At 70.3% G+C, this 24,215-nt stretch carries 26 protein-coding genes and 1 pseudogene; 16 read left to right on the top strand and 11 right to left on the bottom strand.

Going from position 1 to position 24,215, the window contains the following annotated elements; genetic code table 11:
• Positions 1 to 43: 43 nt before the first annotated feature.
• A complete protein-coding gene (locus tag ACFWRV_RS03230) occupies positions 44 to 961 on the bottom strand; it encodes a LysR substrate-binding domain-containing protein (RefSeq protein WP_384327397.1) in 918 nt (305 codons plus the stop codon).
• Positions 962 to 1,087: 126 nt separating this feature from the next.
• Here ACFWRV_RS03230 and ACFWRV_RS03225 point away from each other — a divergent pair, with 126 nt between their 5' ends.
• From ACFWRV_RS03225 to ACFWRV_RS03215, 3 genes are all read left to right on the top strand, one after another.
• On the top strand, positions 1,088 to 1,474 hold the full coding sequence (locus ACFWRV_RS03225) for a VOC family protein (protein ID WP_384327395.1): 387 nt from the start codon (positions 1,088 to 1,090) through the stop codon (positions 1,472 to 1,474).
• 87 nt (positions 1,475 to 1,561) lie between these two features.
• A complete protein-coding gene (locus tag ACFWRV_RS03220; RefSeq protein ID WP_384327392.1) occupies positions 1,562 to 2,563 on the top strand; it encodes an ATP-binding cassette domain-containing protein in 1,002 nt (333 codons plus the stop codon).
• Complete coding sequence (locus ACFWRV_RS03215) at positions 2,560 to 3,351, top strand: ABC transporter permease (RefSeq protein ID WP_384327389.1); 792 nt, start codon at positions 2,560 to 2,562, stop codon at positions 3,349 to 3,351. Before ACFWRV_RS03220 ends, ACFWRV_RS03215 begins: the two co-directional genes overlap by 4 nt.
• A gap of 25 nt (positions 3,352 to 3,376) precedes the next feature.
• Here the strand turns inward: ACFWRV_RS03215 and ACFWRV_RS03210 are convergent, their stop codons facing one another.
• Complete coding sequence (locus ACFWRV_RS03210) at positions 3,377 to 4,129, bottom strand: alpha/beta hydrolase (RefSeq protein WP_384327386.1); 753 nt, start codon at positions 4,127 to 4,129, stop codon at positions 3,377 to 3,379.
• Positions 4,130 to 4,322: 193 nt separating this feature from the next.
• Between ACFWRV_RS03210 and ACFWRV_RS03205 the strand changes: the two genes are divergently transcribed.
• The 4 genes from ACFWRV_RS03205 to ACFWRV_RS03190 all read left to right on the top strand — a co-directional run bounded on the left by ACFWRV_RS03205 (position 4,323) and on the right by ACFWRV_RS03190 (position 8,040).
• Positions 4,323 to 4,808, top strand: coding sequence for a peroxiredoxin (locus tag ACFWRV_RS03205; protein WP_384327383.1), 486 nt, complete (start codon positions 4,323 to 4,325; stop codon positions 4,806 to 4,808).
• A gap of 105 nt (positions 4,809 to 4,913) precedes the next feature.
• Positions 4,914 to 5,423, top strand: a complete 510-nt coding sequence (locus tag ACFWRV_RS03200) for a hypothetical protein (protein WP_384327380.1) — start codon at positions 4,914 to 4,916, stop codon at positions 5,421 to 5,423.
• A gap of 139 nt (positions 5,424 to 5,562) precedes the next feature.
• Complete coding sequence (locus tag ACFWRV_RS03195) at positions 5,563 to 7,002, top strand: flotillin family protein (protein WP_384327376.1); 1,440 nt, start codon at positions 5,563 to 5,565, stop codon at positions 7,000 to 7,002.
• Positions 7,003 to 7,230: 228 nt separating this feature from the next.
• Positions 7,231 to 8,040, top strand: coding sequence for an aminoglycoside N(3)-acetyltransferase (locus ACFWRV_RS03190; protein ID WP_384327373.1), 810 nt, complete (start codon positions 7,231 to 7,233; stop codon positions 8,038 to 8,040).
• Positions 8,041 to 8,238: 198 nt separating this feature from the next.
• Here the strand turns inward: ACFWRV_RS03190 and ACFWRV_RS03185 are convergent, their stop codons facing one another.
• Positions 8,239 to 8,652, bottom strand: coding sequence for a DUF6578 domain-containing protein (locus ACFWRV_RS03185; protein ID WP_384327370.1), 414 nt, complete (start codon positions 8,650 to 8,652; stop codon positions 8,239 to 8,241).
• 338 nt (positions 8,653 to 8,990) lie between these two features.
• On the opposite strand from ACFWRV_RS03185, the gene ACFWRV_RS03180 reads away from it, so the two are divergent.
• Complete coding sequence (locus ACFWRV_RS03180; protein ID WP_384327367.1) at positions 8,991 to 10,385, top strand: DUF2716 domain-containing protein; 1,395 nt, start codon at positions 8,991 to 8,993, stop codon at positions 10,383 to 10,385.
• Between the two features lie 133 nt (positions 10,386 to 10,518).
• On the opposite strand, the gene ACFWRV_RS03175 is transcribed toward ACFWRV_RS03180, so the two are convergent.
• The 3 genes from ACFWRV_RS03175 to cbiE all read right to left on the bottom strand — a co-directional run bounded on the left by ACFWRV_RS03175 (position 10,519) and on the right by cbiE (position 14,189).
• Positions 10,519 to 11,634, bottom strand: a complete 1,116-nt coding sequence (locus tag ACFWRV_RS03175; RefSeq protein WP_384327364.1) for an NADAR family protein — start codon at positions 11,632 to 11,634, stop codon at positions 10,519 to 10,521.
• 528 nt (positions 11,635 to 12,162) lie between these two features.
• A complete protein-coding gene (gene cobM, locus ACFWRV_RS03170; protein ID WP_384327361.1) occupies positions 12,163 to 12,912 on the bottom strand; it encodes a precorrin-4 C(11)-methyltransferase in 750 nt (249 codons plus the stop codon).
• Positions 12,909 to 14,189 carry a precorrin-6y C5,15-methyltransferase (decarboxylating) subunit CbiE gene (cbiE, locus tag ACFWRV_RS03165; RefSeq protein WP_384327358.1) on the bottom strand — a complete coding sequence of 427 codons (1,281 nt, stop codon included), beginning with the start codon at positions 14,187 to 14,189 and terminating at the stop codon, positions 12,909 to 12,911. The genes cobM and cbiE overlap by 4 nt, the downstream gene beginning before the upstream one ends.
• Before the next feature lie 230 nt (positions 14,190 to 14,419).
• Here cbiE and ACFWRV_RS03160 point away from each other — a divergent pair, with 230 nt between their 5' ends.
• Entirely contained in the window at positions 14,420 to 14,830 is a 411-nt protein-coding gene (locus tag ACFWRV_RS03160) for a YciI family protein (protein WP_384327355.1), read from the top strand.
• 18 nt (positions 14,831 to 14,848) lie between these two features.
• Positions 14,849 to 16,102, top strand: a complete 1,254-nt coding sequence (locus ACFWRV_RS03155; RefSeq protein WP_384327352.1) for an RNA polymerase sigma factor — start codon at positions 14,849 to 14,851, stop codon at positions 16,100 to 16,102.
• A 44-nt stretch (positions 16,103 to 16,146) separates the two neighbouring features.
• Here the strand turns inward: ACFWRV_RS03155 and ACFWRV_RS03150 are convergent, their stop codons facing one another.
• The 4 genes and pseudogenes from ACFWRV_RS03150 to ACFWRV_RS03135 form a co-directional block, all read right to left on the bottom strand.
• The gene (locus ACFWRV_RS03150; protein WP_384327349.1) at positions 16,147 to 16,791 is read right to left on the bottom strand and encodes a contact-dependent growth inhibition system immunity protein; all 645 of its coding nucleotides are present in this window, start codon (positions 16,789 to 16,791) and stop codon (positions 16,147 to 16,149) included.
• A gap of 58 nt (positions 16,792 to 16,849) precedes the next feature.
• Positions 16,850 to 17,047, bottom strand: a pseudogene (locus tag ACFWRV_RS03145) (RNase A-like domain-containing protein); the annotation flags it as partial.
• Positions 17,044 to 17,610 (bottom strand): hypothetical protein, encoded by a 567-nt coding sequence (locus ACFWRV_RS03140; protein WP_384327346.1) that lies wholly within the window; start codon positions 17,608 to 17,610, stop codon positions 17,044 to 17,046. The pseudogene ACFWRV_RS03145 and the gene ACFWRV_RS03140, both read right to left, overlap by 4 nt.
• Positions 17,611 to 17,648: 38 nt before the next feature.
• Positions 17,649 to 18,047 carry an RNase A-like domain-containing protein gene (locus ACFWRV_RS03135; protein ID WP_384327343.1) on the bottom strand — a complete coding sequence of 133 codons (399 nt, stop codon included), beginning with the start codon at positions 18,045 to 18,047 and terminating at the stop codon, positions 17,649 to 17,651.
• A 178-nt stretch (positions 18,048 to 18,225) separates the two neighbouring features.
• Here ACFWRV_RS03135 and ACFWRV_RS03130 point away from each other — a divergent pair, with 178 nt between their 5' ends.
• From ACFWRV_RS03130 to ACFWRV_RS03115, 4 genes are all read left to right on the top strand, one after another.
• A complete protein-coding gene (locus ACFWRV_RS03130; RefSeq protein WP_384327340.1) occupies positions 18,226 to 18,885 on the top strand; it encodes an HhH-GPD-type base excision DNA repair protein in 660 nt (219 codons plus the stop codon).
• Between the two features lie 226 nt (positions 18,886 to 19,111).
• Positions 19,112 to 20,644, top strand: coding sequence for a M28 family metallopeptidase (locus ACFWRV_RS03125; RefSeq protein ID WP_384327972.1), 1,533 nt, complete (start codon positions 19,112 to 19,114; stop codon positions 20,642 to 20,644).
• Between the two features lie 295 nt (positions 20,645 to 20,939).
• Positions 20,940 to 21,236, top strand: coding sequence for a type II toxin-antitoxin system VapB family antitoxin (locus ACFWRV_RS03120; protein WP_003967677.1), 297 nt, complete (start codon positions 20,940 to 20,942; stop codon positions 21,234 to 21,236).
• Between the two features lie 219 nt (positions 21,237 to 21,455).
• The gene (locus tag ACFWRV_RS03115; protein WP_384327969.1) at positions 21,456 to 22,058 is read left to right on the top strand and encodes a LytR C-terminal domain-containing protein; all 603 of its coding nucleotides are present in this window, start codon (positions 21,456 to 21,458) and stop codon (positions 22,056 to 22,058) included.
• Between the two features lie 173 nt (positions 22,059 to 22,231).
• Here the strand turns inward: ACFWRV_RS03115 and upp are convergent, their stop codons facing one another.
• The gene (upp, locus tag ACFWRV_RS03110) at positions 22,232 to 22,867 is read right to left on the bottom strand and encodes a uracil phosphoribosyltransferase (protein ID WP_384327337.1); all 636 of its coding nucleotides are present in this window, start codon (positions 22,865 to 22,867) and stop codon (positions 22,232 to 22,234) included.
• 102 nt (positions 22,868 to 22,969) lie between these two features.
• On the opposite strand from upp, the gene ACFWRV_RS03105 reads away from it, so the two are divergent.
• Both ACFWRV_RS03105 and ACFWRV_RS03100 read left to right on the top strand, forming a co-directional pair.
• Positions 22,970 to 23,230, top strand: a complete 261-nt coding sequence (locus ACFWRV_RS03105) for a hypothetical protein (protein WP_384327334.1) — start codon at positions 22,970 to 22,972, stop codon at positions 23,228 to 23,230.
• A 352-nt stretch (positions 23,231 to 23,582) separates the two neighbouring features.
• A complete protein-coding gene (locus ACFWRV_RS03100) occupies positions 23,583 to 24,140 on the top strand; it encodes a hypothetical protein (RefSeq protein WP_384327966.1) in 558 nt (185 codons plus the stop codon).
• Positions 24,141 to 24,215 lie beyond the last annotated feature (75 nt).

Genomic DNA, 24,215 nt, shown 5'->3' with positions numbered 1-24,215 from the left:
CGACAGGTCCTGGGGCCTTTCGTTCGGATCCGAACGAAAGACCCTAGGGTGTGCCGGCCGGATCAGGCCGCACCCGCTGCTGGGCGGCCGTCTCGACGACGGTGCGGACGAACGCGCGCACCTTCGGGGTGTTCCCGGTGGCCGGCCACAAGAGGCCGTACTCCACCGCCGGGGCGTCGCGGAAGGGGACGTAGACGATGTCCGGGCGGGAGTAGTAGTGCTCCGCCCGTGCGGAGGTCGGGGAGACTCCCTTGCCCGCACCGACCAGGGCGAGCACTTCCTGCCAGGCGGTGGTCGACGGACCGCGCGGGATGGGCCGGCCCTTCGGTGTGCGGTGGGGGTAGTGGAAGTCGAGGACGTACGAGGGCTGTCCGGTGACGGTGATCATCGGGGCCTCGGCGAGGTCCTCCAGGGAGACGGTCTCCCGCTCGGCGAGCGGGTGGCCGGCGGGGACGGCGAGGGCGCGGGGCTCGGAGAAGAGCACCGGGCCGTTGACGATGTCCGGCTCGTCGATGGGCAGCTCGATCAGCTGGAGGTCGCGGCTGCCGTCACGCAACGGTCCGAGCGGGTCGCTCAGCTGGGAGTCCTGAATGTGGACCACGCAGTCGGGGTGACGGACCCGGAAGATGTCGGCCGCCGCCACGACGAGGTTGCCGCACCATGCGGCGGAGTAGCCGACGCGGAGTTCGCCGGTGATCCCCCGGCCGGCGGTGGCGGCGGTGGCCAGCGCTTCCTGGATCTGCCGATAGCCGGCGGCCAGGCCGTCTCTCAGCTGTTCCCCGACGGGTGTCAGCTGGACGTTGCGGCTGGTCCGCTTGAACAGTTCGGCGCCGATGGCACGTTCCTGCTTCTTGATGACCTGGCTGACGCGGGCGGGAGTGACGTGCAACCGGTCCGCCGTCCGGCCGAAATGCAGCTCCTCCGCCAAGGCCAGGAAGATCTGTATCTCCCGCAGCTCCACGCCCGCCGCCCCCGCATCGTGAATCGCTGTGTTAATCGCCGTTGCACGATACGTCGTTGATGCGCCCGTCGGCAGCGTCGATGCTTGACCGTGACGACAGCGGGCAACGCGGAAGGAACTCAGCTGATGAACATCATCGCGTCGGCCGTGGTGCTGACCGTCGGCCACCCGGCGGCGTCGAGCCGGTTCTTCACCAGCCATCTGGGTTTCCGGGAGGTGCTGGTGGCCGACGATGTCATCCACCTCTCACGCGACGACGCGGCCACCGACCTCGTCGTGCTGCGAGGCGACGCGCAGCCGCATCCGGGACAGCAGCCCACCGCGCACGCCGACGTGGTGGTGTCCTTCACGGTCACCGACCTGGCCGCCGAACACGAGCGGCTGCGCCGGGAGGGCGCGCGGATAACGATGCCGCTGCGCCAGGAGCCGTGGGGTGAATGGGTGCTGCGCCTCCTCGACCCCAACGGTGTGGTGATCCAGATCGTGGAGTGGGTGCCACCCGTCGGCGCCTGACGGGCTCTCGCTCCACTCAACCCGATTCCCTTCCCCTTAGATCCTTCGAGTCATTCGTCGAGATCATCCTTCGAACAGGAGGGCCCTATGCCTTCTTCTGTCATGCCCACATCCATCCCGGGCGGCGGACCACACGCGCCCGCCGCTGTCTCCACCGTCGGCCTGCGCAAGTCGTACGGCGACAAGGCCGTCCTCGACGGGATCGATCTGCGCATCCCGACCGGGTCCGTATTCGCGCTGCTCGGCCCGAACGGTGCCGGCAAGACCACCGTCGTGAAGATCCTGTCCACGCTCATCGCCGCCGACGGCGGGCAGGCCCAGGTCGCGGGCCACGACCTCGCCGAGGCACCCGCCGGGGTGCGGGCGGCGATCGGGGTCACCGGCCAGTTCTCGGCCGTGGACGGGCTGATCACCGGCGAGGAGAACATGCTCCTCATGGCGGACCTGCACCACCTGTCCAAGCGCGAGGGGCGGCGGGTCGCCGCCGAACTCCTGGAGCGCTTCGACCTGGTGGACGCGGCCAAAAAGCCCGCCCACAGCTACTCCGGCGGCATGAAGCGGCGCCTGGACATCGCCATGACGCTGGTCGGCGCCCCCCGGATCATCTTCCTCGACGAGCCGACCACCGGCCTCGACCCGCGCAGCCGCCACAACATGTGGCAGATCATCCGCGAGCTGGTCACGGGCGGCGTCACCGTCTTCCTCACCACCCAGTACCTGGAGGAGGCCGACGAACTCGCCGACCGCATCGCCGTGTTGAACGACGGCAAGATCGTCGCCGAGGGCACGGCCGAGGAGCTCAAGCGGATCGTCCCAGGCGGCCACGTCCGACTCCGCTTCACCGACCCGTCCGCGTACCGGAGCGCCGTCGTCGCACTGCGCGACGTCGCCGCGGACGACGAGGCGCTTTCGCTGCAGATCCCCAGCGACGGCAGCCAGCGCGCGCTGCGCTCCCTCCTCGACCGGCTGGACTCGGCCGGTATCGAGGCCGACGAGCTGACCGTGCACACCCCCGACCTGGACGACGTGTTCTTCGCCCTCACCGGTCCCGCCACCATCCCCGACCAGCTCAAGGAGACCGTCGGATGAGCCCTCTCTCCGATGTCGTACGCGACTCGAACACCATGCTGCGCCGCAACCTGCTGCACGCGTGGCGGTACCCGTCCGGGACCCTGAACCTGCTGCTCACGCCGATCATGATGCTGCTGCTGTTCGTCTACATCTTCGGCGACGTGATGAGCGCCGGGATCGGTGGTGGCGGCGCGGACCGCTCCGCGTACATCGCCTATATCGTCCCCGGCCTGATGCTGATGACCGTCGGCAGCACCGTGATCGGGGCCGCGGTGTCCGTCTGCTCGGACATGACCCAGGGCCTCACCGCCCGCTTCCGCAGCATGGCGATCTACCGGGGCTCCCTGCTCGTCGGGCATGTCGTCGGCGGCGTACTGCAGTGCGTGATGAGCGTGGTCCTCGTCGGCGCCGTCGGCGTGGCGATGGGCTTCCGGTCCACGGACGCCACGGCACTGGAGTGGATCGCGGCGTTCGGGCTGATCACGCTGTTCGCCCTGGCACTCACCTGGATCGCGGTCGGGATGGGCGCGGCCAGTCCGAACCCCGAGGCGGCCGGCAACATGGCCATGCCGCTGATCCTCCTGCCGCTCATCTCCAGCGCCTTCATCCCTGCCGACACCATGCCCGGCTGGTTCCGGCCGATCGCCGAGTACCAGCCGTTCACGCCCGCCATCGAGACGCTGCGCGGGCTCCTTCTCGGCACCGAGATCGGCAACAACTGGTGGATCGCCCTTGCCTGGTGCCTCGGCCTCACGCTCCTCGGCTACCGCTGGTCGACGGCACAGTTCAACCGCGACCCCCAGTAGGCGGCTTGAGCGCGCGCGACGCCCCCTAGGGGGCGTCCGGCACTGCCGTGCGGGCGGACGACGACCGGGCCCGGAGCGGGCCGAGGTCGAGATCCAGATCGAGGGTGCCCTCGGTGGCCTCGGCCGTGGGCGGCAGGGCGAGGGCTTCGGCGACCGGACCGGGCAGACTGCCGGAACCCAGCAGTCCGGTGACCAGCCCGGTGGTGAGCCGATGCCAGTCGGCGGCCCGGCGGAGCATGGCGTGGTCGCCGCCCCGAACGGTGATCATGCACGTACGGGCGCCGGCGCGACGGGCCCGGGCGGTGAGGGACTGGGTGGCCTGGGGGCTGGTCATCCGGTCCCGGTTGCTGTGGACGAGGACGATGTCACGGCCGGCGAGCTGGGTGACCGGGTCCCCCGGCGGACACCAGGGCGCGAGCCCGACGACGCCTCGCACGAGGGGGTGCCCGGCGGCGCCCAGGGCGGCGCGCGCCCCCATGGAGTGCCCCAGGAGCACCACGGGCAGCTCGCCGCCCACCTCCTCCAGCAGCGCGTCGAGGGCGGCCACGGTGTCGCCGAGGGGGTCCGCGCGGGTGCCGTTCCAGCCCCGGTGGGCGTACCGCACCTGCCTGACCAGGACGTCCTCGCCGGCGGCGCGGGTGGCCCGGCCGACGGCCCGGACGAAGGGGCGCATCCGGGTGCCGGGCAGATTGAGCAGACCCGGCGGCGGGGGTTCCGTACCGGTCTCGCGTCCCCCGTGCAGGACGAGAACCGCTGCCGACGGCGGTCGTTGGGCCACGCGTACCTCCAGGTCCGGGAGCGGGGCGCAGTACCCCCTCTCCCCGTATTCGGCGCCGAGGCCGCTCCGGATGGGCGGCAGGGACCGACGGACGGCTCGACGGATCAACGACGCGACGGGAACGGAAAGTGCCGCCCTGTACGGTCACGCTCACGGAGCGTCCGTGTACCACCCACCGAAGGAGCCTTCCCTCATGGCATCAGGACCCCGACTCAACGCCGAGGCACCCGACTTCACCCTCCCGGGCGGAGTCCTGTCGGGCGACGCCTTCGAACGCGGCGACTACCGCCTCTCCACCGCCCGTGGCCGATCCGTGGTGCTGGCGTTCTACCCGGGCGACAACACCAGCGTCTGCACGAAGCAGCTCTGCTCGTACTCCTCGGGCATGGAGGCCTTCGAGGGCCTCGACGCGGACGTCTGGGGAATCAGTCCACAGGGTGTGGACAGCCACGAGTCCTTCGCCCGCGCCTTCGACCTGCGCATGCCGCTGCTCGCCGACGAGGGCCGGGAGATCGCCAAGGCGTACGGGGTCGCCGCGCCGGGCATCGGGGTGCGGCGGGCGGTCTTCCTCATCGGCCCGGACGGCGTCCTGCGCTGGAAGCACGTGGCGCTGCTCGGAGCGACGTTCCAGTCGCTGACCACGCTCACGGACCGCCTGTCCGGCATCAAAAACGCGTAAAGATTGCCGGATCCCGGCAGTGACCGGAGCCAGGGCTGTATGGGATCATCCAGCCAGATCGACGAAAAACGCTCGGGGGAAGTCGACAGGTGGGGGAGTGATCGCGTGACCTTCTTTCTCGGTCTCGGCCTGGCGGGAATCGTCCTGCTGGCCCTCTCCCTGATCTTCGACGGGGTCCTCGAAGGACTCTTCGACGGCGTGGTGGACGGCATCTTCGACGGGCTGCTCTCGCTTCCCGTGATCGCCGGCTTCCTCTCGATGCTCGGCTTCGGCGGAGCGATCGTGCTCGGTGCGACGAGCGCGGGGACGCTCGTCGCCACCGTCGTCGGCGTCGCCGCCGGCCTGGTGGCTGCCTGGCTGACCTGGAAACTCAGCCAGGCCCTGATGCGCGACCAGACGCATGCCACGCCGCGCGACTCCGACCTGGTGGGCACCTCGGGTTCCGTGGTGACGGCCATCCCGGCCGGGGGCTACGGCGAGGTGCTGCTGAGTCTGGGCGGCCAGCCGGTGAAGTACGCGGCCAAATCGGCCGCGCCCGTCCCGCGCGGGGCCGAGATCTGGGTGGAAGAGGCACTGTCGACCACATCGGTCGCGGTACGCCCGGTGGAGCGCTGACCACGCGACCACCTGCCCGGCCCGCCGGACACACGCCCACCTTCGGCGATCGACACCACCGCACCGCGATCAACTCCACAGCACCGCCCGCTCCACAACGATCTGCCGTCCCCCACGGGAGGCAGGGGGGACAAACTCCATGAGCCCAGTAGTCATCGCCGTCATCGGCATCGTCGTACTCCTCGTTCTGCTCGGCCTCGTCGTCATCACGCGTTACAAGGTGGCCGGGCCCAGCGAGGCGTTCATCATCACCGGCCGCCGCGGCAAGAAGTCGACGGATCCGGTCACCGGGCGCACCAGCATCGACAACAGCGGCCAGAAGGTCGTCGTGGGCGGCGGCGTCTTCGTCGTGCCGTTCGTCCAGCAGAAGTTCACCCTGGACCTGTCCAGCCGGCACATCCCGATCGCGGTGCGCGGCGCGGTGACCCTGCGCGGCGTCAAGTCGAACCTCGAAGGCGTCGCGATCGTCAAGGTCGGCGGCAGCGAGGAAGCGATCCGCGCCGCGGCCCAGCGCTTCCTCCAGCAGCAGGACGGCATCGTCGGCTTCACCCAGGAAGTGCTGTCCGGCGCGCTGCGCGCGATCGTCGGCCGGATGTCGGTCGAGGACATCATCCGGGACCGGGCCGCGTTCGCCGGGCAGGTCGCGGAGGAGGCCGAGGCCAGCCTCTCCGGCCAGGGCCTGATCCTGGACGCCTTCCAGATCCAGGACATCACCACCGAGGGCTCCTACCTGGAGGACCTCGGCCGCCCGGAGGCCGCCCGCGCCAAGCAGGAGGCGGACATCGCCGAGGCCATCGCGAAGCGGGCCTCGGAGCAGGCCCGGCTGAAGGCGGCCGAGGAGATCGCCATCGCCGAGCGGACGTACTACCTGAAGCAGGCCGAGATCAAGGCCGAGACGGAAGCCGCGGCCGCCAAGGCCAACGCCGCGGGCCCGCTCGCCGAGGCCGCCCGCCAGCAGGAAGTCCTCGCCGAGCAGGAGAAGGTCGCCGAGCGCCAGGCCGCGCTGACCGACCGCGAGCTGGACACGAAGGTCCGTAAGCCCGCCGACGCCGCCCGCTACCAGGCCGAGCAGGAGGCGGAGGCCCGCCGCATCGCCCAGGTCAAGGAGGCCGAGGCCGACGCGGAGCGCTCGCGCCTGACCGGTCAGGGCGAGAAGCTGCACCGTTCGGCGCTGGCCGACGCAGTCCGCATCGAGGGTGAGGCGGACGCCGCGGCGATCGCCGCCAAGGGCGCGGCCGAGGCCGAGGCCATGCAGAAGAAGGCCGACGCGTTCGCGCGGTACGGCGACGCGGCCGTCCTCCAGATGCTGGTCGAGGTCCTCCCGAGCGTCGTCGCGAAGGCCTCGGAGCCGCTGAGCGCCATCGACAAGATGACGGTCATCTCCACGGACGGCGCGAGCCAGCTGGCCCGCACGGTCACCGACAACGTCTCGCAGGGCATGGAACTGCTCAGCTCGACGACGGGCGTGGACCTCGCGTCCCTCCTGGAGAACCTGAAGAACCGCACGACGACGGTCCCGGCGCCGACGGCAACCCCGGACACGTCTACGACGAACGGCGAGATCGAGATCAAGGGCTGACGCGAGAAATCACGCGCACGAGTGCCCGGGAGCCGCACGCCGGCCCCCGGGCACACCCATGTCCACGGGAACACCCCACCGGACCGTACGACTTAGTGAGTGTTTGGCAACCGACGACCCTCATGTGATCGGTCCGGGCGGGGTGTAAGCCGAGGAGTGAGGTCTGGTGCGGCTGCAACATGGAAACTCGGTGGTGCGGGGGCCGTGAGGCCTGGACACTGACCGGTTATGTCTCTCACGGCTTCGACTGGCCCGATGTGTACGCGTGATTCGCTCGCCTCGGACCTGCGCGTTCTTGGTCTGAACCCTGGTGAAACGCTCCTGGTGCACTCTTCACTCAGCTCGCTTGGCTGGGTGTGCGGCGGTCCCGAGGTTGTCGTTATGGCGCTGCTCGATGCCCTTGGCGACGATGGGACCTTGGTAGTACCGACGCACTCCGGGAACAATTCGGATCCGGCGTACTGGGGAAACCGGCCCGTTCCCGAGTCATGGTGGGCGGATATACGTGCCGCAATGCCGCCCTTCGACGCACGTACCACGCCCTCTCTCGGTGTCGGTGTCATCCCGGAGGCTGCCCGAACCTGGCCGGGCGCCGTCCGCAGCTGCCATCCGCAGACGTCCTTCGCGGCCGTGGGTCCGCGCGCTGCCAAGATCGTGGAGGGCCATGCACTCGACTGTCGGCTCGGCGAACGTAGCCCTCTCGCTCGGCTTGAAGAGGCGGGGGCACGGGTTCTTCTCCTGGGCACCGACTTCGCATCTTGCACGGCGTTTCATCTTGCCGAATACCGAGTTCCTGCGTCGCAGGTCGACAACTCCTTCGCAGTCATGACCGCGCAGGGCCGCCGTTGGAGCACGGTGCGCGACACTGCGATTTCCGACGACCGCTTTGATGAGCTGGGTGCGGGCTTCGAGAGGGAAAGCTCGTTGACAAGGGGACGAGTTGGCGGTGCGAAGGCCCGACTATTCGGCCTGGCTGACGCCGTTGCTTACGCCGAGGCGTGGCTGACAGATCATCGGCCGCGTATCGCCACGGTCTGATTGCAGCAGCTCAGGTTATGGCGGTCCTTGTGACGCTCACCTGCTGGTGGTGGGCTTCTTCGACCAGTCGCGACGGGCACCTGTTCTTGTCAGTCGCCTTGTCATGAGAGTGATGAGTGCCCAGGTCAGGTGTGCTTCGGAGTGCTACGACGATCGCCAACGGAAGACCTGCCAGAGCCGACCCCGCAGCCTCCCTCATCAACCGCCAGCGCCCCTGCCTTCTGCCGGAGCTGTGACACGTCGGGCAGTCACCAGGTAGCCCGCGAAGTCGACGCCCGGCTGGGCCTTTGCCCAACCGGACGCCCGGTCGACCGGAATCAGCACGGCCGTGCCCGGAACGGGATGGTTCACCCGGTCCGTGGCACCCGGAGGCACCGCGTAACGGCAGTGCACCTCAGTGATCGAGAGCACCTCCAGCGACGTGGGGGCAAGCTCCTCCTGGCCGTGATGCTCCTCGTGGAAGTCGATCCCCTCCGCACGTTCGCCACCGACGACGTCGACGTAGTCCTCCGGATCGGCCTCCTCGAGTGACCACGAAACAAGGCCCCCGGACGCGAAGTTCGCTCCACAGCACTGCATCTGCCATTCGTCGACCCACATCGTCAAAGTCACGACGCCATTGTCCGCCGGGCAACCACCACATCTCCCGGGCCGACAGGGCGATGGCGTGATCACACGCTCCCCATCATGGTCATCACTCAGGCCGGCCCGGCGCCCAGGCCATCCCGAAGCTACGCTGACCGGGGCACTCCACAGGCAGCGAGATCCGGGGGAAACAGTGAACCGACCGCTGTTGTTCCTCGACGTGGACGGTCCGCTTGTCTGAGCGGTTTGGTCGTCTCGCTGTCTCACGCATCAGCTCCTCAGGACGGCCGTTATCGAGTGGCCGACGTCGGGGAGCGTCCCGATAATCGCCATGGCCGTGGACAGAGGTGTGCCCGGCTGAGGACGTGACGGATGGGGTGGGCGCGCTGCTGGCGGCGTACGACGAGCAGGTACGGGGACACGTCTCCGAGCGGGCGCCGGTGGGAGCCGTCGTGAAGCGGGACGGCCCGGTGATTCGGGCCCACTACGGCACGCACGGCACGGTTCGGCACTCCCCCCTGGTCAGGGGAACCGACCCGACGGAAGTGACCGGGCTGATCCGTCGGCAGCAGGAGGCATTCGCTACTCGATGCGAGCCGGCCGAGTGGCGGGCGTACAGCCACGACCCGATCCCCATGGACGAGCCGCTGCGTAACGCCGGCTTCACGGCCGTCGGGCCGGAGCGGACGCTTCTCATAGCCGAGCTCGACCACATAGCGGGCTCGATTGAACCGGCGAGGGGCCTACGCGTACGGAGACTGGGCTATCGCTACCACCGGCTGCGGGAGCTGGACCGTCTGGCCGAGCCCCGCGGTCCGCACCCGCGGGGTTTGGCGGACATCCGCGAGGACCACGGGAACTTGCTGAACTGGGCGCTGAATGTCCAGCTGCTTGAGGCGGAGACCCGGCTCGTCGGCGCAGGTTGGGCAGAGGCTGTGGGCGCTACGGAGTTCGCTGCCGTGCGGGGCATGACCGGGCCACACGTAGAGTTCCTGCCCCATTGGGTCCAGTGGGCCCGCAACAGCCGCGGCCTCCACTCGGGAACCGGCCCAGCGCCGGAGCGGCGCTATTTCACCGCCGAGGCGCCGACCGGACCACTCCTGGACGCTCTCCTCGCCGTCGGCTTCCGCGCGGTGTGGACCGTACGCGATTACGCCTGGACGCCAGCGAGTCCGCCACCCGCCATCACCCGCCCGGTGTCCATGCTGTTCGACGACCGGGATCACGATTCGCTGTGTGCCGCATTCGAAGCCAGGTTCGCCTTCAAGCCCAGTACCACCTCCTACCCGGCCATCGAGGAGCCTCCGCACTCCGTCACCTGGCACGTTGGGGACGTCACCGACACCCGCCACACATACGGACTGCGGCGGGACCTTCCGGACAACCACCGAGTCGCGCGTCTCCAGGACATCGTTGAACGCGGACTGCGCGCTCGCGTCCGCCCCGGCGAGCAGCTCTACTCGGTCAGCTGGTGGCACCAGGGCTACCGCTTCGACCCGGTCCGCGTCGGCGGGACCGGCCGGCCGACTTGGCCTGGCGCCGCTTGCTGGGAGGGCGATTACTACAAGCTCCTCACTCGCGACCTGCGCATGGGCACGTTCTGGCACCCGTGGGAGGAATCTCTGTGCGTCTTCGGCGCTGACCTGCTGGCCGAGGTCGAAGACGACCTCACTGCCCTCCTCGGCACGGTGATGCGCCGGGACGGCCGCAACGTCGGCAACGTCTGGACGTACGAATCGCCGACCGGCCCGGAACTCTGAGCCACGGGCGGCCTACACCGTCGCACCCGCCAACCGGCCTGTCCCTCTACGCCGAGCATCGCCCGTCCCGGGCCGCTGGAGATCCGGCTCGGGTCGGCCGGCTGGAACCTGTAGACGTCGCAGCACCATCCCGCTACCTGATTCCGGCCCGCTGCGCGTGCAGTTCAGAGCGAACGAGTTCGAGGAGACGACCTGTCCAGTTGCGGCCGCGGCCGGCGTTGTCACCCCAGAAGCCGGAGTCGACGTCGTCGTAGACGAGGGTGGCGTCGTTGGTTGCGAGAAGGATCTCTGCCAGGTCGGGGTGGTGCGTGTACTTGATACGCAGCAGTGTGGTCATGACGGCGGTACGGGCGTGTTCCCAGCCCTCACGCCGGGTTGCGTCGGCAGCCAGTTTGCGGGCGGCGTGTGAGGTATCCGCAACTGCGATGGCGGCTCGCGTCGTGGACTCGGTGACTGACAGGGCCCAATACGCCTGGGAGACGGACGAGTAGGTGATGCCGTCGATGTCGATGGGCGCGGGGTAGTCATTGCGCAGACCCACCCTGCCCGGGTCGTCGATTTGCTGCCGCGGGAATGAATGGGCCAGATGGATCGCCGGTGCGTGCGGCGTCGCGGGGCCGTCCGCAGGAATCCGCAAGGGTCGTTCGGCGATGAGCCGGGCACGCTCCGCAAAGTAGGCGAGGGAATCCTCGTACGCTTTCGCCGAGACCGGCTCGTCGGACCAGTTGTCCGGCCTGCCGCCCACCCCGACCACCAACACCTGAAGCGGCCAGTCCTTACGGTCCATGTCGCCGAGCGCGTACCGGCGCTGGGTCTCGGGGATGGCGAGATAGGCGGCCCGAGCGGTGGCGCGATTCTCCTCGGTCCGGTCGGCGAGGAACACATCGACGGCTGCCAGGCACCGGGCGGTCGAATCGGGGCGACGGTTCAGCTGGTCGACGGTGTCCCGCACCTCGGCGAGCAACAACTCGGGGGTGAGCCATGTGTGTGGCTCACTGAACTTCCATGAGGCCAGGTCGTGGGCTGAGGCCTCAGCGCCTTCCGGGAGGTCAGTGGCCACCCAGCCGGAGCGCAACTTCTGCTCGAACTCGTCGACGGTGACCAGGCCCCAGCAGTCGACGAGTCCGTCGGCGTAGATGATGAGGTCCGTCAGGAAGAACGTTCCACCGTTGCAGATGAATGCGTGCCGCCAGGTTCCGGGTATGCGGACGCCGTCCGCCTTGCGGTAAGTGATCCGGTTGCCGATCATCCGGTCATTGTGCCGGGCCCGGCCTCACTCCCCGCTGCCCTTTTCGGCGAAGAGTGATCCTGTCGCGAGACAGGAGGTTGTCCTCCCGGCGGCATCGAGGATGCACGGGTGGCCCTGAAGGTAAGCGGCGGCGTCATCGTGGACGAAGTCCAGGCCGGGCACACCTTCGTGGAGATCACGGCCACGGCTGTGCTGAGCGGCGGAGCTGTCGATCGCGATGACGCACACCGCCTTCAACACGGTTGCCACATGGGCAGCCTGGCGGCCGGCTCCGGCGCCCAGCTCCGCGACGCTACGACCGGCGAGGTCCCCCAGCGGTTCATCCGGGGAGGGATGAGGACGAAGTCACGGCCCACAGCTTGGCCTGCCCGTCGCAACCGCCGTAGCAGTCTCACCGCTTTCACCCGTACGCGCCCTGCCTCGCTCGGCAGTACGCAGCCCGCCGCCCACGGGCATCCCGGAGCCGGCCGAAGCGGCGGTCCTGCGCTCCGCCTGACCGTCCGGGCGAACGCACCGGCGGTGACCCCCTCAGCAGACGTGCCGGTCCCGCTCGGGTGAGTACAGGTGACTGTCCCTGAACTGCTCCGCGCCCAGCGTCCGGCCCACCATGATGACCGCCGTCCGGATCACCCCGGCCGCCTTCACCTGCTCGGCGATCGAGTCCAGGGAGCCCCGCAGGATGATCTCGTCCGGGCGGGAGGCCATCGCCACCACCGCAGCCGGGCAGTCCGCCCCGTAGTGCGGGAGCAGTTCGTCGACCACGCGGTCCACGTACCGCGCCGCCAGGTGCAGCACGATCAGCGCGCCGCTGCGGCCCAGGGTCGCCAGGTCCTCGCCGTCCGGCATCGCCGTGGCGCGCTGCGCGATGCGGGTCAGGATCACCGTCTGGCCGACCGTCGGAACCGTCAGCTCGCGCTTCAGGGCCGCGGCCGCCGCCGCGAACGCGGGGACGCCGGGGACCACTTCGTACGGGACGTGCGCCTCGTCCAGGCGCTTCATCTGCTCGTTCACCGCGCTGAACACCGACGGGTCGCCCGAGTGCAGCCGCGCCACGTCATGGCCGTCCGCGTGGGCCCGTACGAGCTCTGCCGTGATCTGCTCGATGTCCAGGTTCGCCGTGTCCACCAGGCGGGCGCCCTGCGGGCACTCGGCCAGCAGCTCCACCGGGACCAGGCTGCCCGCGTACAGGCAGACCGGGCTGGCGGCGAGGATCCGGGCGCCGCGCACCGTGATCAGGTCGGCCGCGCCGGGGCCCGCGCCGATGAAGTACACGGTCATGTTCTGTCTCCCATGTGCGAACTCACTTCTGAGGTCTGGGGTTTGGTCACCGACCACTGCGTCACCGGCATCGCCTGGCGCCACCCCGTGAACCCGCCGACCGGGACGGCGTGCGCGACCGCGAGGCGCACCAACTCGCCGCCGTACGCCTTGTGCCGTTCGGCCAGCAGCGCCTCCGACTCCAGCGTCACCGTGTTCGCGACCAGCCGTCCCCCCGGGCGCAGCGCCTCCCAGCACGCGTCCAGCAGGCCCGGCGCGGTCAGGCCGCCGCCGATGAACACCGCGTCGGGGGCGGGTAGTTCGGCCAGGGACAGCGGGGCCGGGCCGGTGACGACCCGCAGGCCGGGGACGCCGAGGCGTTCCGCGTTACGGGTGATCCGCTCGGCCCGCACCGGGTCCCGCTCCACGCTCACCGCCCGGCAGGACGGGTGCGCGCGCAGCCACTCGATCGCGATCGAGCCCGATCCGCCGCCGACGTCCCAGAGCAACTCCCCGGGCGCGGGGGCCAGCGCGCCCAGTGTGGCGGCCCGGATGTGCCGCTTCGTGAGCTGGCCGTCGTGCTCGTACGCCTCGTCCGGCAGACCCGGCACCGTGCCGAGCCGCAGCGCCTCCGCCGACGCCCGGCACTCGATCGCGATCACGTTCAGCGGGTCCCCGGGCTCGTGCGCCCACGCCTGCGCGATGCCGTCGACGTGCTCTTCGCTCTCGCCGCCCAGCTGCTCCAGCACCCGCAGCCGGCTCGGGCCGAAGCCGTGGTCCGTGAGGAGGGCGGCGACCGTGGCCGGGGTGGTCGCGTCCGCGCTCAGGACGAGCAGCCGCCGGCCCTCGTACAGGGAGGCGGCTAGGCGCGCCGCCGGGCGGCCCACCAGCGTCACGACCTCCGTGTCCTCCACCGGCCAGCCGAGCCGCGCGCAGGCGTACGAGACAGAGGACGGGTGCGGCAGCACGCGCAGCCCCTGAGGCCCCAGCTCCTCCACGAGCGCCCGCCCGATCCCGTAGAACATCGGGTCCCCGCTGGCCAGCACCGCGATCCGGCGCTCCCCGTGCTCGGCGAGCAGCCGGGGGACGGCCGGCCGCAGCGGTGACGGCCAGCCCACCCGTACGCCGGCGCACTCCGGCGGGAGCAGATCCAGCTGGCGCGCCCCGCCGATCAGCACCTCCGCCCCGCGCAGCGCCTCCCGTGCCGTCCCGGACAGCCCGGACCAGCCGTCCGCGCCGATCCCGATGACGGAGACCGGGTGCAGGGGGGAGGGGGATGGCGACGGGACGGGTGGCACGGGAGGGACCTCGTTCAGCGGCGGAGTGAGGTGAAGTCGGAGAACAGGGCAACGCAGCCGAACTTTACTGAACACCCCGTTCCGCCCACCCCGCCGGGTGAACGCCCCTCCAGCGGGTGAATCCGAAAAAACTTCGCGCGTGGTGTCGAGAAGCCCCCGTCGGCCCCGACGTCCCCTGTGCAAGAGGAAGAAAGACCACGGAGCGAACGAGCGACCAGGAGGCGACGGTCATGAAGTATCTGGTGATGGTCCAGGGCAGCCAGGCGGACTACGACGCGCAGAGCGGCAAGGGGAGCGCCGACAGCCCCGCCTGGGACGAGAAGGCCATGCAGGCGATGTTCGCCCACATGGGCAGCATCAACGACGACCTCTCCGAGTCGGGCGAGCTGGTCACCGGCTACGGTCTGCGGGATCCCGCGTCCGGCCGGGCCGTCAGCCTCGACGGCGAGGGCCGTCCGGTGGTCTCGGACGGGCCGTACAGCGAGACCAAGGAGCTGCTCGCCGGGTTCTGGATCCTCGACTGCGAGAGCCTGGAAAGGGTGACCGAGATCGCCGCCCGCGTGGCACGCTGTCCGCAGCCGGCCGGGGCGCCCGACTACCCGGTCCTCATCCGGCCCGTCGACGGCGGGCTCGACGACTGACCGAGCCGAAAGGTCCAGGTGGGCCGAGCGACCGACGACATCGAGGACCTGCTGCGCCGTCACGCGCCGCAGGTCCTCGGCGCGCTGGTGCGCCGGTACGGGCACTTCGACCCGGCCGAGGACTCCGCCCAGGAGGCCCTGATCGCCGCCGCCGAACAGTGGCCGCGGGACGGGGTTCCCGACAACCCGCGCGGCTGGCTGATCCGGGTCGCCTCCCGCCGCCTCACCGACCGGCTGCGCAGCGACGAGGCCCGGCGGCGGCGCGAGGAGACGGCGGCGGCCCTCACCCCGACGGACGCGTTCGTCGCGCCGCCGCCCGGGGAAGAGCCCTCCGGTCTCGACCGGGCCCCCTCCGAGGACGACACGCTCACCCTGCTCTTCCTCTGCTGCCACCCCGCGCTCTCCCCCGCCGCCCAGATCGCGCTGACCCTCCGCGCGGTCGGCGGCCTCACCACGGCGGAGATCGCCCGCGCCCATCTGGTGCCGGAGGCGACGATGGCCCAGCGGATCAGCCGGGCCAAGCGGACGGTGCGCGGCACGCGGTTCCGGCAGCCGGACGCCCAGGACCGCGACCAGCGGCTCGCCGCCGTGCTCCAGGTCCTCTACCTGGTCTTCAACGAGGGCTACACCGCCACCGCGGGCCCCGACCTCCACCGCACGGACCTGGCGCGTGAGGCGATCCGGCTGACCCGCGCCGTCCGCAGACTGCTCCCTCACGAGGGCCGGGTCACCGGGCTGCTGGCGCTGATGGTCCTCACCGAGGCACGCACCCCGGCGCGCAACGGCCCGGGCGGTGAGCTGATCCCCCTCGACGAACAGGACCGGGCCCTCTGGGACCGTACGGCGATCGCCGAGGGCACCGCGCTGGCCGAGGAGGCGCTCGCCCAGGGGCCGGCCGGCGACTACCAGCTCCAGGCCGCCATCGCCGCCCTCCACGACGAGGCCGAGCGCGCCGAGGACACCGACTGGCCGCAGATCCTCGCCCTGTACGACCTCCTCGTGCGGCGCTCCCCCGACCCGGCCGCCGCGCTGGGCCGGGCGGTCGCCGTGGCCATGGTGCACGGCCCCCGGGCGGGGCTGGCGGAGGTCGACGCACTGGCGGGGGCGGCGGAGCACCGGCACTACCGGCTCGACGCCGTACGCGGCCATCTCCTGGAGCGCGCCGGGGAGCCGGCCGCCGCCCGTACCGCCTACCGCGCGGCCGCCGACGCCACTCTCAGCGAACCCGAGGCCCGCTACCTGCGCCTGCTTGCGGACCGGCTGGACGGGTAGGGCGGCCGGGCCGGCGGCCTTCTCCCCCCTGCCCGGCCGCCCTTCTACTCACCGGTCAGGCTCGGACCGTACTTCGGACGGGGCCGACCGAGCCGGCCCATGACGGCTTCGAGCCAGGCGCCCGCCGAGAGAGGTGCGGGCGGGTCCACTTCCAGGCCGAGCTCGGCCAGCCCGAGGACGTAGTCGGTCTCCTCTAGATCCAGGGCAAGAAGTTCGGCGACCTCTCCGACCAGGCGAGCGACGAGGGCCCGGTCCGTGGTGGCCTCGTAGTGGCTCACGGCCGCCTCATGGTCGGGGAACTCGTCCACCATGTCCTGCGAGAACCATCCTGCGAGGAACTGGGCGAGTTCTGGGAAGCGGGCCTGCCACTCCCAGTGCGTCCGAGGCACCGACGGCACGGGCACCTGGCCGGAGTCGACGCTGTGCCTCACCTGGTCCGCAAGCTGGAGCAGCCAGTCCTGCGTACGCGTCTCGGGCAGGCCGACGTCCGGTACGGGATAGAACTCACCCAGGCGGAGGCGGAGCCGACCGGGCGGGAAGCTGGCGTACTCACGAAGCTGCTGTTCAGCGATGGCCAGGGCCCACGGGCGGGTGTGCCACGTGTGGCGCAGACAGGCTTGCAGCGCGTGGCTCGGCGCGCGCGTGCCTCCGCGCCCGTCCTCGTTCACGTCCTCCGCGTTCTGCCCCATGCGGCGCTGACAACCTGATCCAACTCGCCGTAACGGCGATCAAATTCGAACGGTTTCATGACTGCAGCAGAACCCGTCCCACCGGCTCGGGCCGGGAAGGCCACGCCGATTCGATGGTCAGGCGTACCCGCGTGCCCTGGGCCAGCCAGCGGTGAATCCTCTGCTCATTCCAGGTAATGACCTGCTGGGTGCACCTGTGCGCGGTTTCCCGGTCAGGGTAGGTCGAGGAACGATTGGTCGCAGCACCCTCTCTCAGTCAATGACGAAACCCCAGAAAACGCCGACCTCGGTCGGTGAGACCACAATCACTCCGCAGTCCAGTGCGTAGTCCGTGAAGCCCTCGTAGGCGGCTTCTCTATTGAACATGTCACCGTTCGGATCGTCCCTGGCCGCGGAAGCGTTCGTATAGCAGAGCGCATCATGGCCGAAGCGGTCGAGGATCATTCCAGCATGCCGCTTCAACTCCGGTTCGCGCTCGTCGAACTCGGGAATCCCGGCAGTGAGGAACCAGTCCCCCTGCAGCGTGACCAGAACCTGGGCCGCTCCCCGCGTCGAAACCTTGTGCACCGCGTCGAAGTCCGCGGAGCGGGGAGGGAGAAAGGGGCGGTCGGGACCGCAGAGCGTGTGCACGTCACCATCTGGGGCATTGTTGACGCTCCACCATCCCCGCGGGTCTCGAGTCCTCAGCCTCATGACGTCAACGGCACCTCTGCGCCAGTCCCCCTCTCCCTTCTCGCGCGGACCCACCGAGGCGAACGCACTGCCGCCGAACAGCTCGTACACGGCTGTCTGCCAGGTCTCTTTGTCCACCACGGTCATGTGGCTTCTCCCGGTCTGTCGGTCAGGGGAGGCATCGGTCAGGCATGGTTCGACCAGGCGAACTGAGGAGGCGGAGGGAGGTCGGAGGGCATCGACGTCAGTACAACATAGGGCGAATGGCCCCCTGGTACCGGCCTGAGCGTGACCATCACCTTGTTCGCATCGTGCGGCGCGGAGCCCCCGCGGCTCCACGACGTGCCCACCGGGTCGGTGAATTCGAGCCCGAGGTTCCGGGTGGACCTGGAAGGATCGGGATTTCCCGCCAGCCATTTCCGCTTCTTGCCCCAGTCGCTGGTGCCCCAGATGGCACCGCAGAACTGGCGCATCGCGATATACCACTCGGTGTTGTGCTGATCCGTCACACCGTTGAGAGCCGCTGTGAGATTGCCGTCCGTTGTACCGACCGTGATCCCGGGCATCAGCCAGGCCTTGGACACGTTGTCCAGGCCCAGGTAGTCGGGCAGCGGGACGATGTCAGCCGCTTTGCCCCACCGGAAGGCCTTCCGCTCCTTACCCCTCCCCCTTCCCTCTCCTTACTCCCTTCGGCCGACAGGGATGGGGCCATCGGCGCAGTCCCGGTCGCCGCCGTGCGCCGTGCTCGCGATGATCGGCAGCATGACCACGAGCGACAGCGGCAGCAAGAGCGGCGCAGGCCAAGGCAAGGACACCACCCTGCGGATCGCCCAGAATCCGGAGGCCGACGAGCTCCTCGGCCGCAGTCCGCTGGCCGCCCTGGTCGGCATGCTGCTGGACCAACAGGTACCGATGGAGTGGGCGTTCACCGGCCCGTACACCCTCGCGGAACGCATGGGCTCCGACGACCTGGACGCGGGGCGGATCGCCGCCTACGACCCGGACGCCTTCACCGAACTGTTCACCGCCAAACCGGCCCTGCATCGCTACCCCGGCTCCATGGCGAAGCGGGTGCAGCAGCTGTGCCAGTTCCTGGTCGCCGAGTACGACGGCGACGCGAGCGCGGTGTGGCGGGACGCCGCGACCGGCGACGACCTGCTGGAACGCCTCAAGGCGTTGCCCGGCTTCGGCGCCCAGAAGGCCCAGATCTTCCTGGCGCTGCTCGGAAAGCAGCTGGGTGTGCGTCCGACGGGGTGGCGGGAGGCGGCGGGCTCGTACGGGGAGGCGGGATCGCACCGGTCGGTCGCCGACATCACGGGCCCGGAGTCGCTCGTCGAGGTGCGTGCGTACAAACAGGAGGCCAAGGCGGCGGCGAAGGCGGCCAAGGCAGCGAAGAAGCCCGGCGCCTCGCCGAAGAAGTGACACGGCGATACGGAGGAAGTGAGACGGCCATGCGCCGGAACAGGCCGACGACCCCGCCCCACCGATGAGAATCGGCCACACCGGTTCACAGGCGTCACCCCACTCGCTAGCTTTCGCAGCACATTCGTTCAGCCGTTCAGCCACTGAGCCGCTCGGAGCACCAGCGGCTCGGGCTTCAGCCGTTCAGACCGGAAGGACTCCTGTGCACGCAACACGTCGCAGAGCCATGGCTGTCGTGGCCGCCACCGCCCTGGCCACACCGCTCCTCCTGGCCGCGTCCCCGCACCCCGGACGCCCCGCATCGCACGACCCCGGGAAGGAAGCGGCAAAGCTGTCACGGGAGTTGGTGAGGAAGGCGTCCGCGCGCGACGCCTACCGCCACCTCCAGCAGTTCCAGGCGATAGCCGACTCCACCGATGGCCACCGCGCCGCCGGTTCGCTGGGTCACGACGCCTCGGCGGCGTACGTCTACCGGCAGCTTCAGCGGGCCGGGTACAAGGTCTCGTACGAGACCTTCCGCTTCACCTACACGGAGACGCTGGCCGAAAAGCTCGCCGTGGTGACGCCGACGCCCCGCGACGTGACGATCAAGGCCATGACGTACACGCCGTCGACGAAGGAGGGTGGCCTGACGGCCGCACTCGTCGCCGTGCCCGTCGACGGGACGACGGGCTGCGAGGCCGCCGACTACGCCTCCGCGACCTTCACCGGCAAGATCGCGCTGATCAAGCGCGGCGGCTGCTCGTTCGCCGAGAAGCAGGCGGCCGCCGCCACCGCCGGCGCGGCCGGCGCGGTCATCTACAACAACGTCGAGGGCGTGCTCTCCGGCACGCTCGGCGAAGTCGCCGCCGGGAAGATCCCGACCGGCGGCCTCACCCAGGAGGAGGGCGAGAAGCTCGTCGCCGACCTCGCGAACGGCGAGGTCACGGTCTCCTTCGAGATCCGCGAGCTCCAGGAGGACCGCGCCACCCGCAACGTCATCGCCGAGACGCCCGGCGGCAGCGCGGCGCGGACCGTGATGCTCGGCGCCCACCTCGACTCGGTGACCGAGGGCCCCGGCATCAACGACAACGGCTCCGGCTCCGCCGGTCTGCTCGACGTCGCCCTGAAGCTGGCGAAGTCGAAGAGCGACCCGGCCAACAAGGTGCGGTTCGCCTGGTGGTCGGCCGAGGAGAACGGGCTGATCGGCTCGGAGAAGTACGTCGCGGCCCTGAGTGAGAAGCAGCGCGAGCAGATCAAGCTCTACCTGAACTTCGACATGATCGCCTCGCCGAACGGCGTCCAGTTCGTGTTCGACGGCGACGACTCCGACAAGGTCGGCGCGGGCCCGGGCCCGGAAGGCTCGGCCCAACTGGAGCGCGACATCAACGAGTTCCTCGACGGCAAGAGCAAGCCGCACGAGGGCACGGACTTCACCGGCCGATCGGACTACGGCCCGTTCATCGACGCCGGCATCCCCTCCGGCGGTACGGACACGGGCGCGGAGGGCATCAAGACGGCGGCCCAGGCCGAGGTGTTCGGCGGCGAGGCCGGGATCGCGTACGACCCCTGCTACCACGCGGCCTGCGACGACCTGGACAACATCGACCTGGGCCACTTCGACACCAACATCGACGTGATCGCCAACGCCGTCGGAACGTACGCGCACGATCTGCGCTCCCTGACCCGCCCGGTCACCCCGGACACGGGCTCCGGCACACCGGGCAGCGGAGGCAGCGGAGGCGGCCTGCGCGAGGGCCACGGCCGGGTTTCGGAGTAGCGGCCACCTCTCCCCGGAGTCCGTGAGTGACGCGGACGCGAGCAGTGGGGGGCCGGTACGGAACCCGGATCCCGTACCGGCCCCCTCACCCCACGCCCCGTACCCCCTCACCCCGCCCTCGCCTCCACCTCCATCCCCCCACCCCACTTCCCTCCCATCCCCATCCACCCCACCCCACCCCACTCCACCCCCGTCCCGGTATCCCGCCCTATCCAGCGCTATACGGCCTTTGCACCGGCATCGTGGTGAGCTTCCGTGGCTGCGCCCGGTGGCTCTTGACCGGTAGGCTTTCCGTGTGATCTTCAAGCGCATCGGAAATGGGAAGCCATACCCCGACCACGGCCGGGAAAGCACCCGCCAGTGGGCGGACGTCGCGCCGCGTCCGGTTCGCCTGGACCAGCTCGTGACCACCAAGGGCCAGCTGGACCTGGAGACCCTCCTCGCCGAGGACTCCACGTTCTACGGCGACCTGTTCGCGCACGTCGTGAAGTGGCAGGGCGACCTCTACCTGGAGGACGGTCTGCACCGGGCGGTCCGCGCCGCGCTGCAACAGCGCCAGGTACTGCACGCGCGCGTCCTCGACCTGGGCTGACGCACCGCCCGCGGCACCCGCGCGCCCGCACCTCGCCGCACGGCCCGCACACACCCCACCGGCACACACCCCACCCGGGTTTTCCGCATCCCCTCAAGACCCTGATTCGGGCTTTCGGGTGCTTTCACGCTCATCCGGGTGCCATACGTTGATCATTTAGTACGCATCATCACCGGGTCGCATTACGCTGCCTCCATGAGCATGCTCACTCCCCCCGGCATGGGCGGAAAGTACCGCATCACGGGCGACGCCTACCCCCGCATGCGCCGCCCCCGGCACCGCCGCAGGCTGGTCCTCGCGGGCATCGGAGCCGTCGTCGCCCTCGGCCTGGCCGGCTGGGGCACTCTGCAGCTCATCGACGTCTTCACCGGCGGCGACAGAAGCGCCAGTGCGGCCGGCCACACGCGGGACTGCCCCACCGCGAAGCCGTCCGCGGTCCCCGCCAAGGCGCTGCCGAAACCGGCCGCGATCAAGGTCAACGTCTACAACGCGACGACGCGCAGCGGGCTGGCCAAGGCCGCCGCCGAGGAGCTCAAGAAGCGCGGCTTCGCCATCGGCGAGGTGGGCAACGCGTCGAAGGAGTACGACAAGAAGGTGCCGGGCGCGGGCGTGCTGCTCGGAGCACCGGCCGCGAAGAACGGCAGCTTCACGGTGCTCGGCACCCAGCTGGCGGGCACGGTACAGAAGACGGACACCCGCAAGACGGGCGAGGTGGACCTGATCCTCGGGGCGAAGTTCAAGGCGTTCAGCACCCCGAAGGACGCCACGGCGGCGATGACGGCCCTGACGAAGCCGGCCCCGTCCCCGTCCCCCTCCTGCTGACCGAGGCCGGCCCCGGCCGACCTCCGGCATACGCGTAGCGCCCCGCCCCGGCACCGTACGGACGAGACCGTACGGTACCGGGGCGGGGCGCGAAGTCGTGAGGGGGCAGGTGGGGTGGCGGGGCCGGGTCCTGCCCGTGCCCACTCAAGTCCTACTCGGGCCCTACTCGGGTCCTAATCGGCCGTGCCGTACATCCGGTCGCCCGCGTCCCCGAGGCCCGGCACGATGTAGCCGTGCTCGTTGAGCCGCTCGTCGACGGAGGCCGTGACGACGGTGACCGGGGTCCCGGCCAGCTCGCGCTCCATCACCTCGACGCCCTCGGGCGCCGCGAGGAGGACGACGGCGGTGACATCGTCGGCGCCACGCTTGATCAGCTCGCGGATGGCCGCGACGAGGGTGCCGCCGGTGGCCAGCATCGGGTCCAGGACGTAGACCTGGCGGCCGGAGAGGTCCTCGGGCATCCGGGTCGCGTACGTCTCCGCCTGGAGCGTCTCCTCGTTGCGGATCATGCCGAGGAAGCCCACTTCGGCGGTCGGCAGCAGCCGCACCATGCCGTCCAGCATGCCCAGACCGGCCCGCAGGATCGGGACGACCAGGGGCCGGGGGTGCGAGAGCTTCACCCCGGTCGTGGGCGTCACCGGGGTCTCGATGTCGACCTGCCCGGTACGCACATCCCTGGTGGCCTCGTAGGCGAGGAGGGTGACCAGCTCGTCGGCGAGCCGCCGGAAGGTCGGGGAGTCGGTGCGCTTGTCGCGCAGCGTGGTGAGTTTGTGCGCCACCAGCGGGTGGTCGACGACGTGGATCCGCATGCGTCAACAGTAACCGCGCCGCCCGGCACTCTGCGCTGGCATCAACCACCTGTTCGGGGGGAAGGTGGGGGCATACGGACCCAGCACTGGGGTGGTGTGTCGATGGCTGACGGGGAACTGCGGGGCCACCCGGCCTCGCGCGGGCCGCGCGACGGGCGCGACGCCGAGGTCGTGACGGGTGCCACGGGCACGGCGGGCGACGTCGAGGACGCGCAGGAGAGTGACGCGGCCCGCCGCCGGCGACGCGCCCAGTTCCTCCGTGAGCTTCATGAGGCCAAGCAGCTGCGGGACCGGGTGCAGCCGCGCCGGGCCCGGGCCGCCCGGATGCGGCAGCAGATGCGGATGCGCACGTTCCGCTGGTGAACCGGCCGTGAATCGGCGGGAATCCGGCGCGACTTCGGCGGGACTTCGGCGGATGAACAACGGGCGGTCCCTGACGCTCCCCCGGCGATTCCCACCGCTGAGCTCTCCGCGTACCACCGGCGCACTCCCCTCCGAACGGCCCCCGAACGGCCCTCCTGTCGGCCCTCCGATCGGCTCGTCAGGACGAGGGCCGACCAGGCACTCCTGGAACTGATGGCCGACGCAACGGTCGAAGAGGTCTCGCACGGCGCTGGTTTCTGCCACGATGCCGATTGGGCGGGGCCCAGGACGGACGGATCACCGTTCGCCCTCCCGTCGGACCGATTCGCCTATGACCAGTGGGAGAGTCACGGTGTACTTCGCCGCACTGCTCGCGCGCACCGAAGACGGGTGGGAAGCGAGCGATACAGAGCTCGACGATGTGGAGACCCTGTCCGATCTGACGGACCTGGCCCGGGAGGCCTCGGTGGACGAGGACACGGTCTTGGTCTATATCGAGCAGGAGGACGCCTGGTTCGGCGTCGTCCGGGTGGACGGTGAGGAGGACCCCCGAATCTACGTCTCGGACGCGTCCGCCGCCGCCCGCTCCTCCTACGGGGAGATCCTGCTCACCGACGAACTGCTCGGCCGCGAACCAGGGGCCGAGGACGAGATCGCCGCCCTGGAGGAGCTCGTCGACCTCGACGGCACGGAGGACGGCGAACCGGAGCGGACCGCCCCCGCGGCCGACACGGACCCGGACGACGACGGCCCCGACCCGGACGCCGTACCGGCGGGCCCGATCGGTGAGCTCGGGGTCCTCGCCGACCTCGGGATGTCCGAGAAGGAGCTGCTCACCCTGCAGACCGACGCCCTCTCCGAGATCGCGGAGGCCGTGGGAGCGGCGGAGGTCCTGGAGACGGTCCGCTAGCCGGGCCGGAGCACCGGACGCCACCACGACGCCCACCGGGCGCTCCCCGGCGCCCCGCTCCACTTCCTCCCTCTC

Source organism: Streptomyces sp. NPDC058576 (assembly GCF_042718715.1).
Lineage (GTDB): Bacteria > Actinomycetota > Actinomycetes > Streptomycetales > Streptomycetaceae > Streptomyces.
Note: the sequence above shows the minus strand (reverse complement) of the source record. Positions and strands in the feature narration are given on the sequence as shown.

What these genes read in the sequence shown, in the direction of transcription:
- ACFWRV_RS03215 (WP_384327389.1), top strand. Translation starts at nt 2,560, where the DNA reads ATGAGCCCTCTCTCCGATGTCGTACGCGACTCGAACACCATGCTGCGC.
- ACFWRV_RS03130 (WP_384327340.1), top strand. Translation starts at nt 18,226, where the DNA reads ATGACCACGAGCGACAGCGGCAGCAAGAGCGGCGCAGGCCAAGGCAAG.
- ACFWRV_RS03115 (WP_384327969.1), top strand. Translation starts at nt 21,456, where the DNA reads ATGGGCGGAAAGTACCGCATCACGGGCGACGCCTACCCCCGCATGCGC.
- ACFWRV_RS03105 (WP_384327334.1), top strand. Translation starts at nt 22,970, where the DNA reads ATGGCTGACGGGGAACTGCGGGGCCACCCGGCCTCGCGCGGGCCGCGC.
- ACFWRV_RS03220 (WP_384327392.1), top strand. Translation starts at nt 1,562, where the DNA reads ATGCCTTCTTCTGTCATGCCCACATCCATCCCGGGCGGCGGACCACAC.
- ACFWRV_RS03225 (WP_384327395.1), top strand. Translation starts at nt 1,088, where the DNA reads ATGAACATCATCGCGTCGGCCGTGGTGCTGACCGTCGGCCACCCGGCG.
- ACFWRV_RS03150 (WP_384327349.1), bottom strand. Translation starts at nt 16,791, where the DNA reads ATGGGGCAGAACGCGGAGGACGTGAACGAGGACGGGCGCGGAGGCACG.
- ACFWRV_RS03195 (WP_384327376.1), top strand. Translation starts at nt 5,563, where the DNA reads ATGAGCCCAGTAGTCATCGCCGTCATCGGCATCGTCGTACTCCTCGTT.
- ACFWRV_RS03140 (WP_384327346.1), bottom strand. Translation starts at nt 17,610, where the DNA reads ATGACCGTGGTGGACAAAGAGACCTGGCAGACAGCCGTGTACGAGCTG.
- upp (WP_384327337.1), bottom strand. Translation starts at nt 22,867, where the DNA reads ATGCGGATCCACGTCGTCGACCACCCGCTGGTGGCGCACAAACTCACC.
- cobM (WP_384327361.1), bottom strand. Translation starts at nt 12,912, where the DNA reads ATGACCGTGTACTTCATCGGCGCGGGCCCCGGCGCGGCCGACCTGATC.
- ACFWRV_RS03190 (WP_384327373.1), top strand. Translation starts at nt 7,231, where the DNA reads ATGTCTCTCACGGCTTCGACTGGCCCGATGTGTACGCGTGATTCGCTC.
- ACFWRV_RS03175 (WP_384327364.1), bottom strand. Translation starts at nt 11,634, where the DNA reads ATGATCGGCAACCGGATCACTTACCGCAAGGCGGACGGCGTCCGCATA.
- ACFWRV_RS03160 (WP_384327355.1), top strand. Translation starts at nt 14,420, where the DNA reads ATGAAGTATCTGGTGATGGTCCAGGGCAGCCAGGCGGACTACGACGCG.
- ACFWRV_RS03125 (WP_384327972.1), top strand. Translation starts at nt 19,112, where the DNA reads ATGGCTGTCGTGGCCGCCACCGCCCTGGCCACACCGCTCCTCCTGGCC.
- ACFWRV_RS03205 (WP_384327383.1), top strand. Translation starts at nt 4,323, where the DNA reads ATGGCATCAGGACCCCGACTCAACGCCGAGGCACCCGACTTCACCCTC.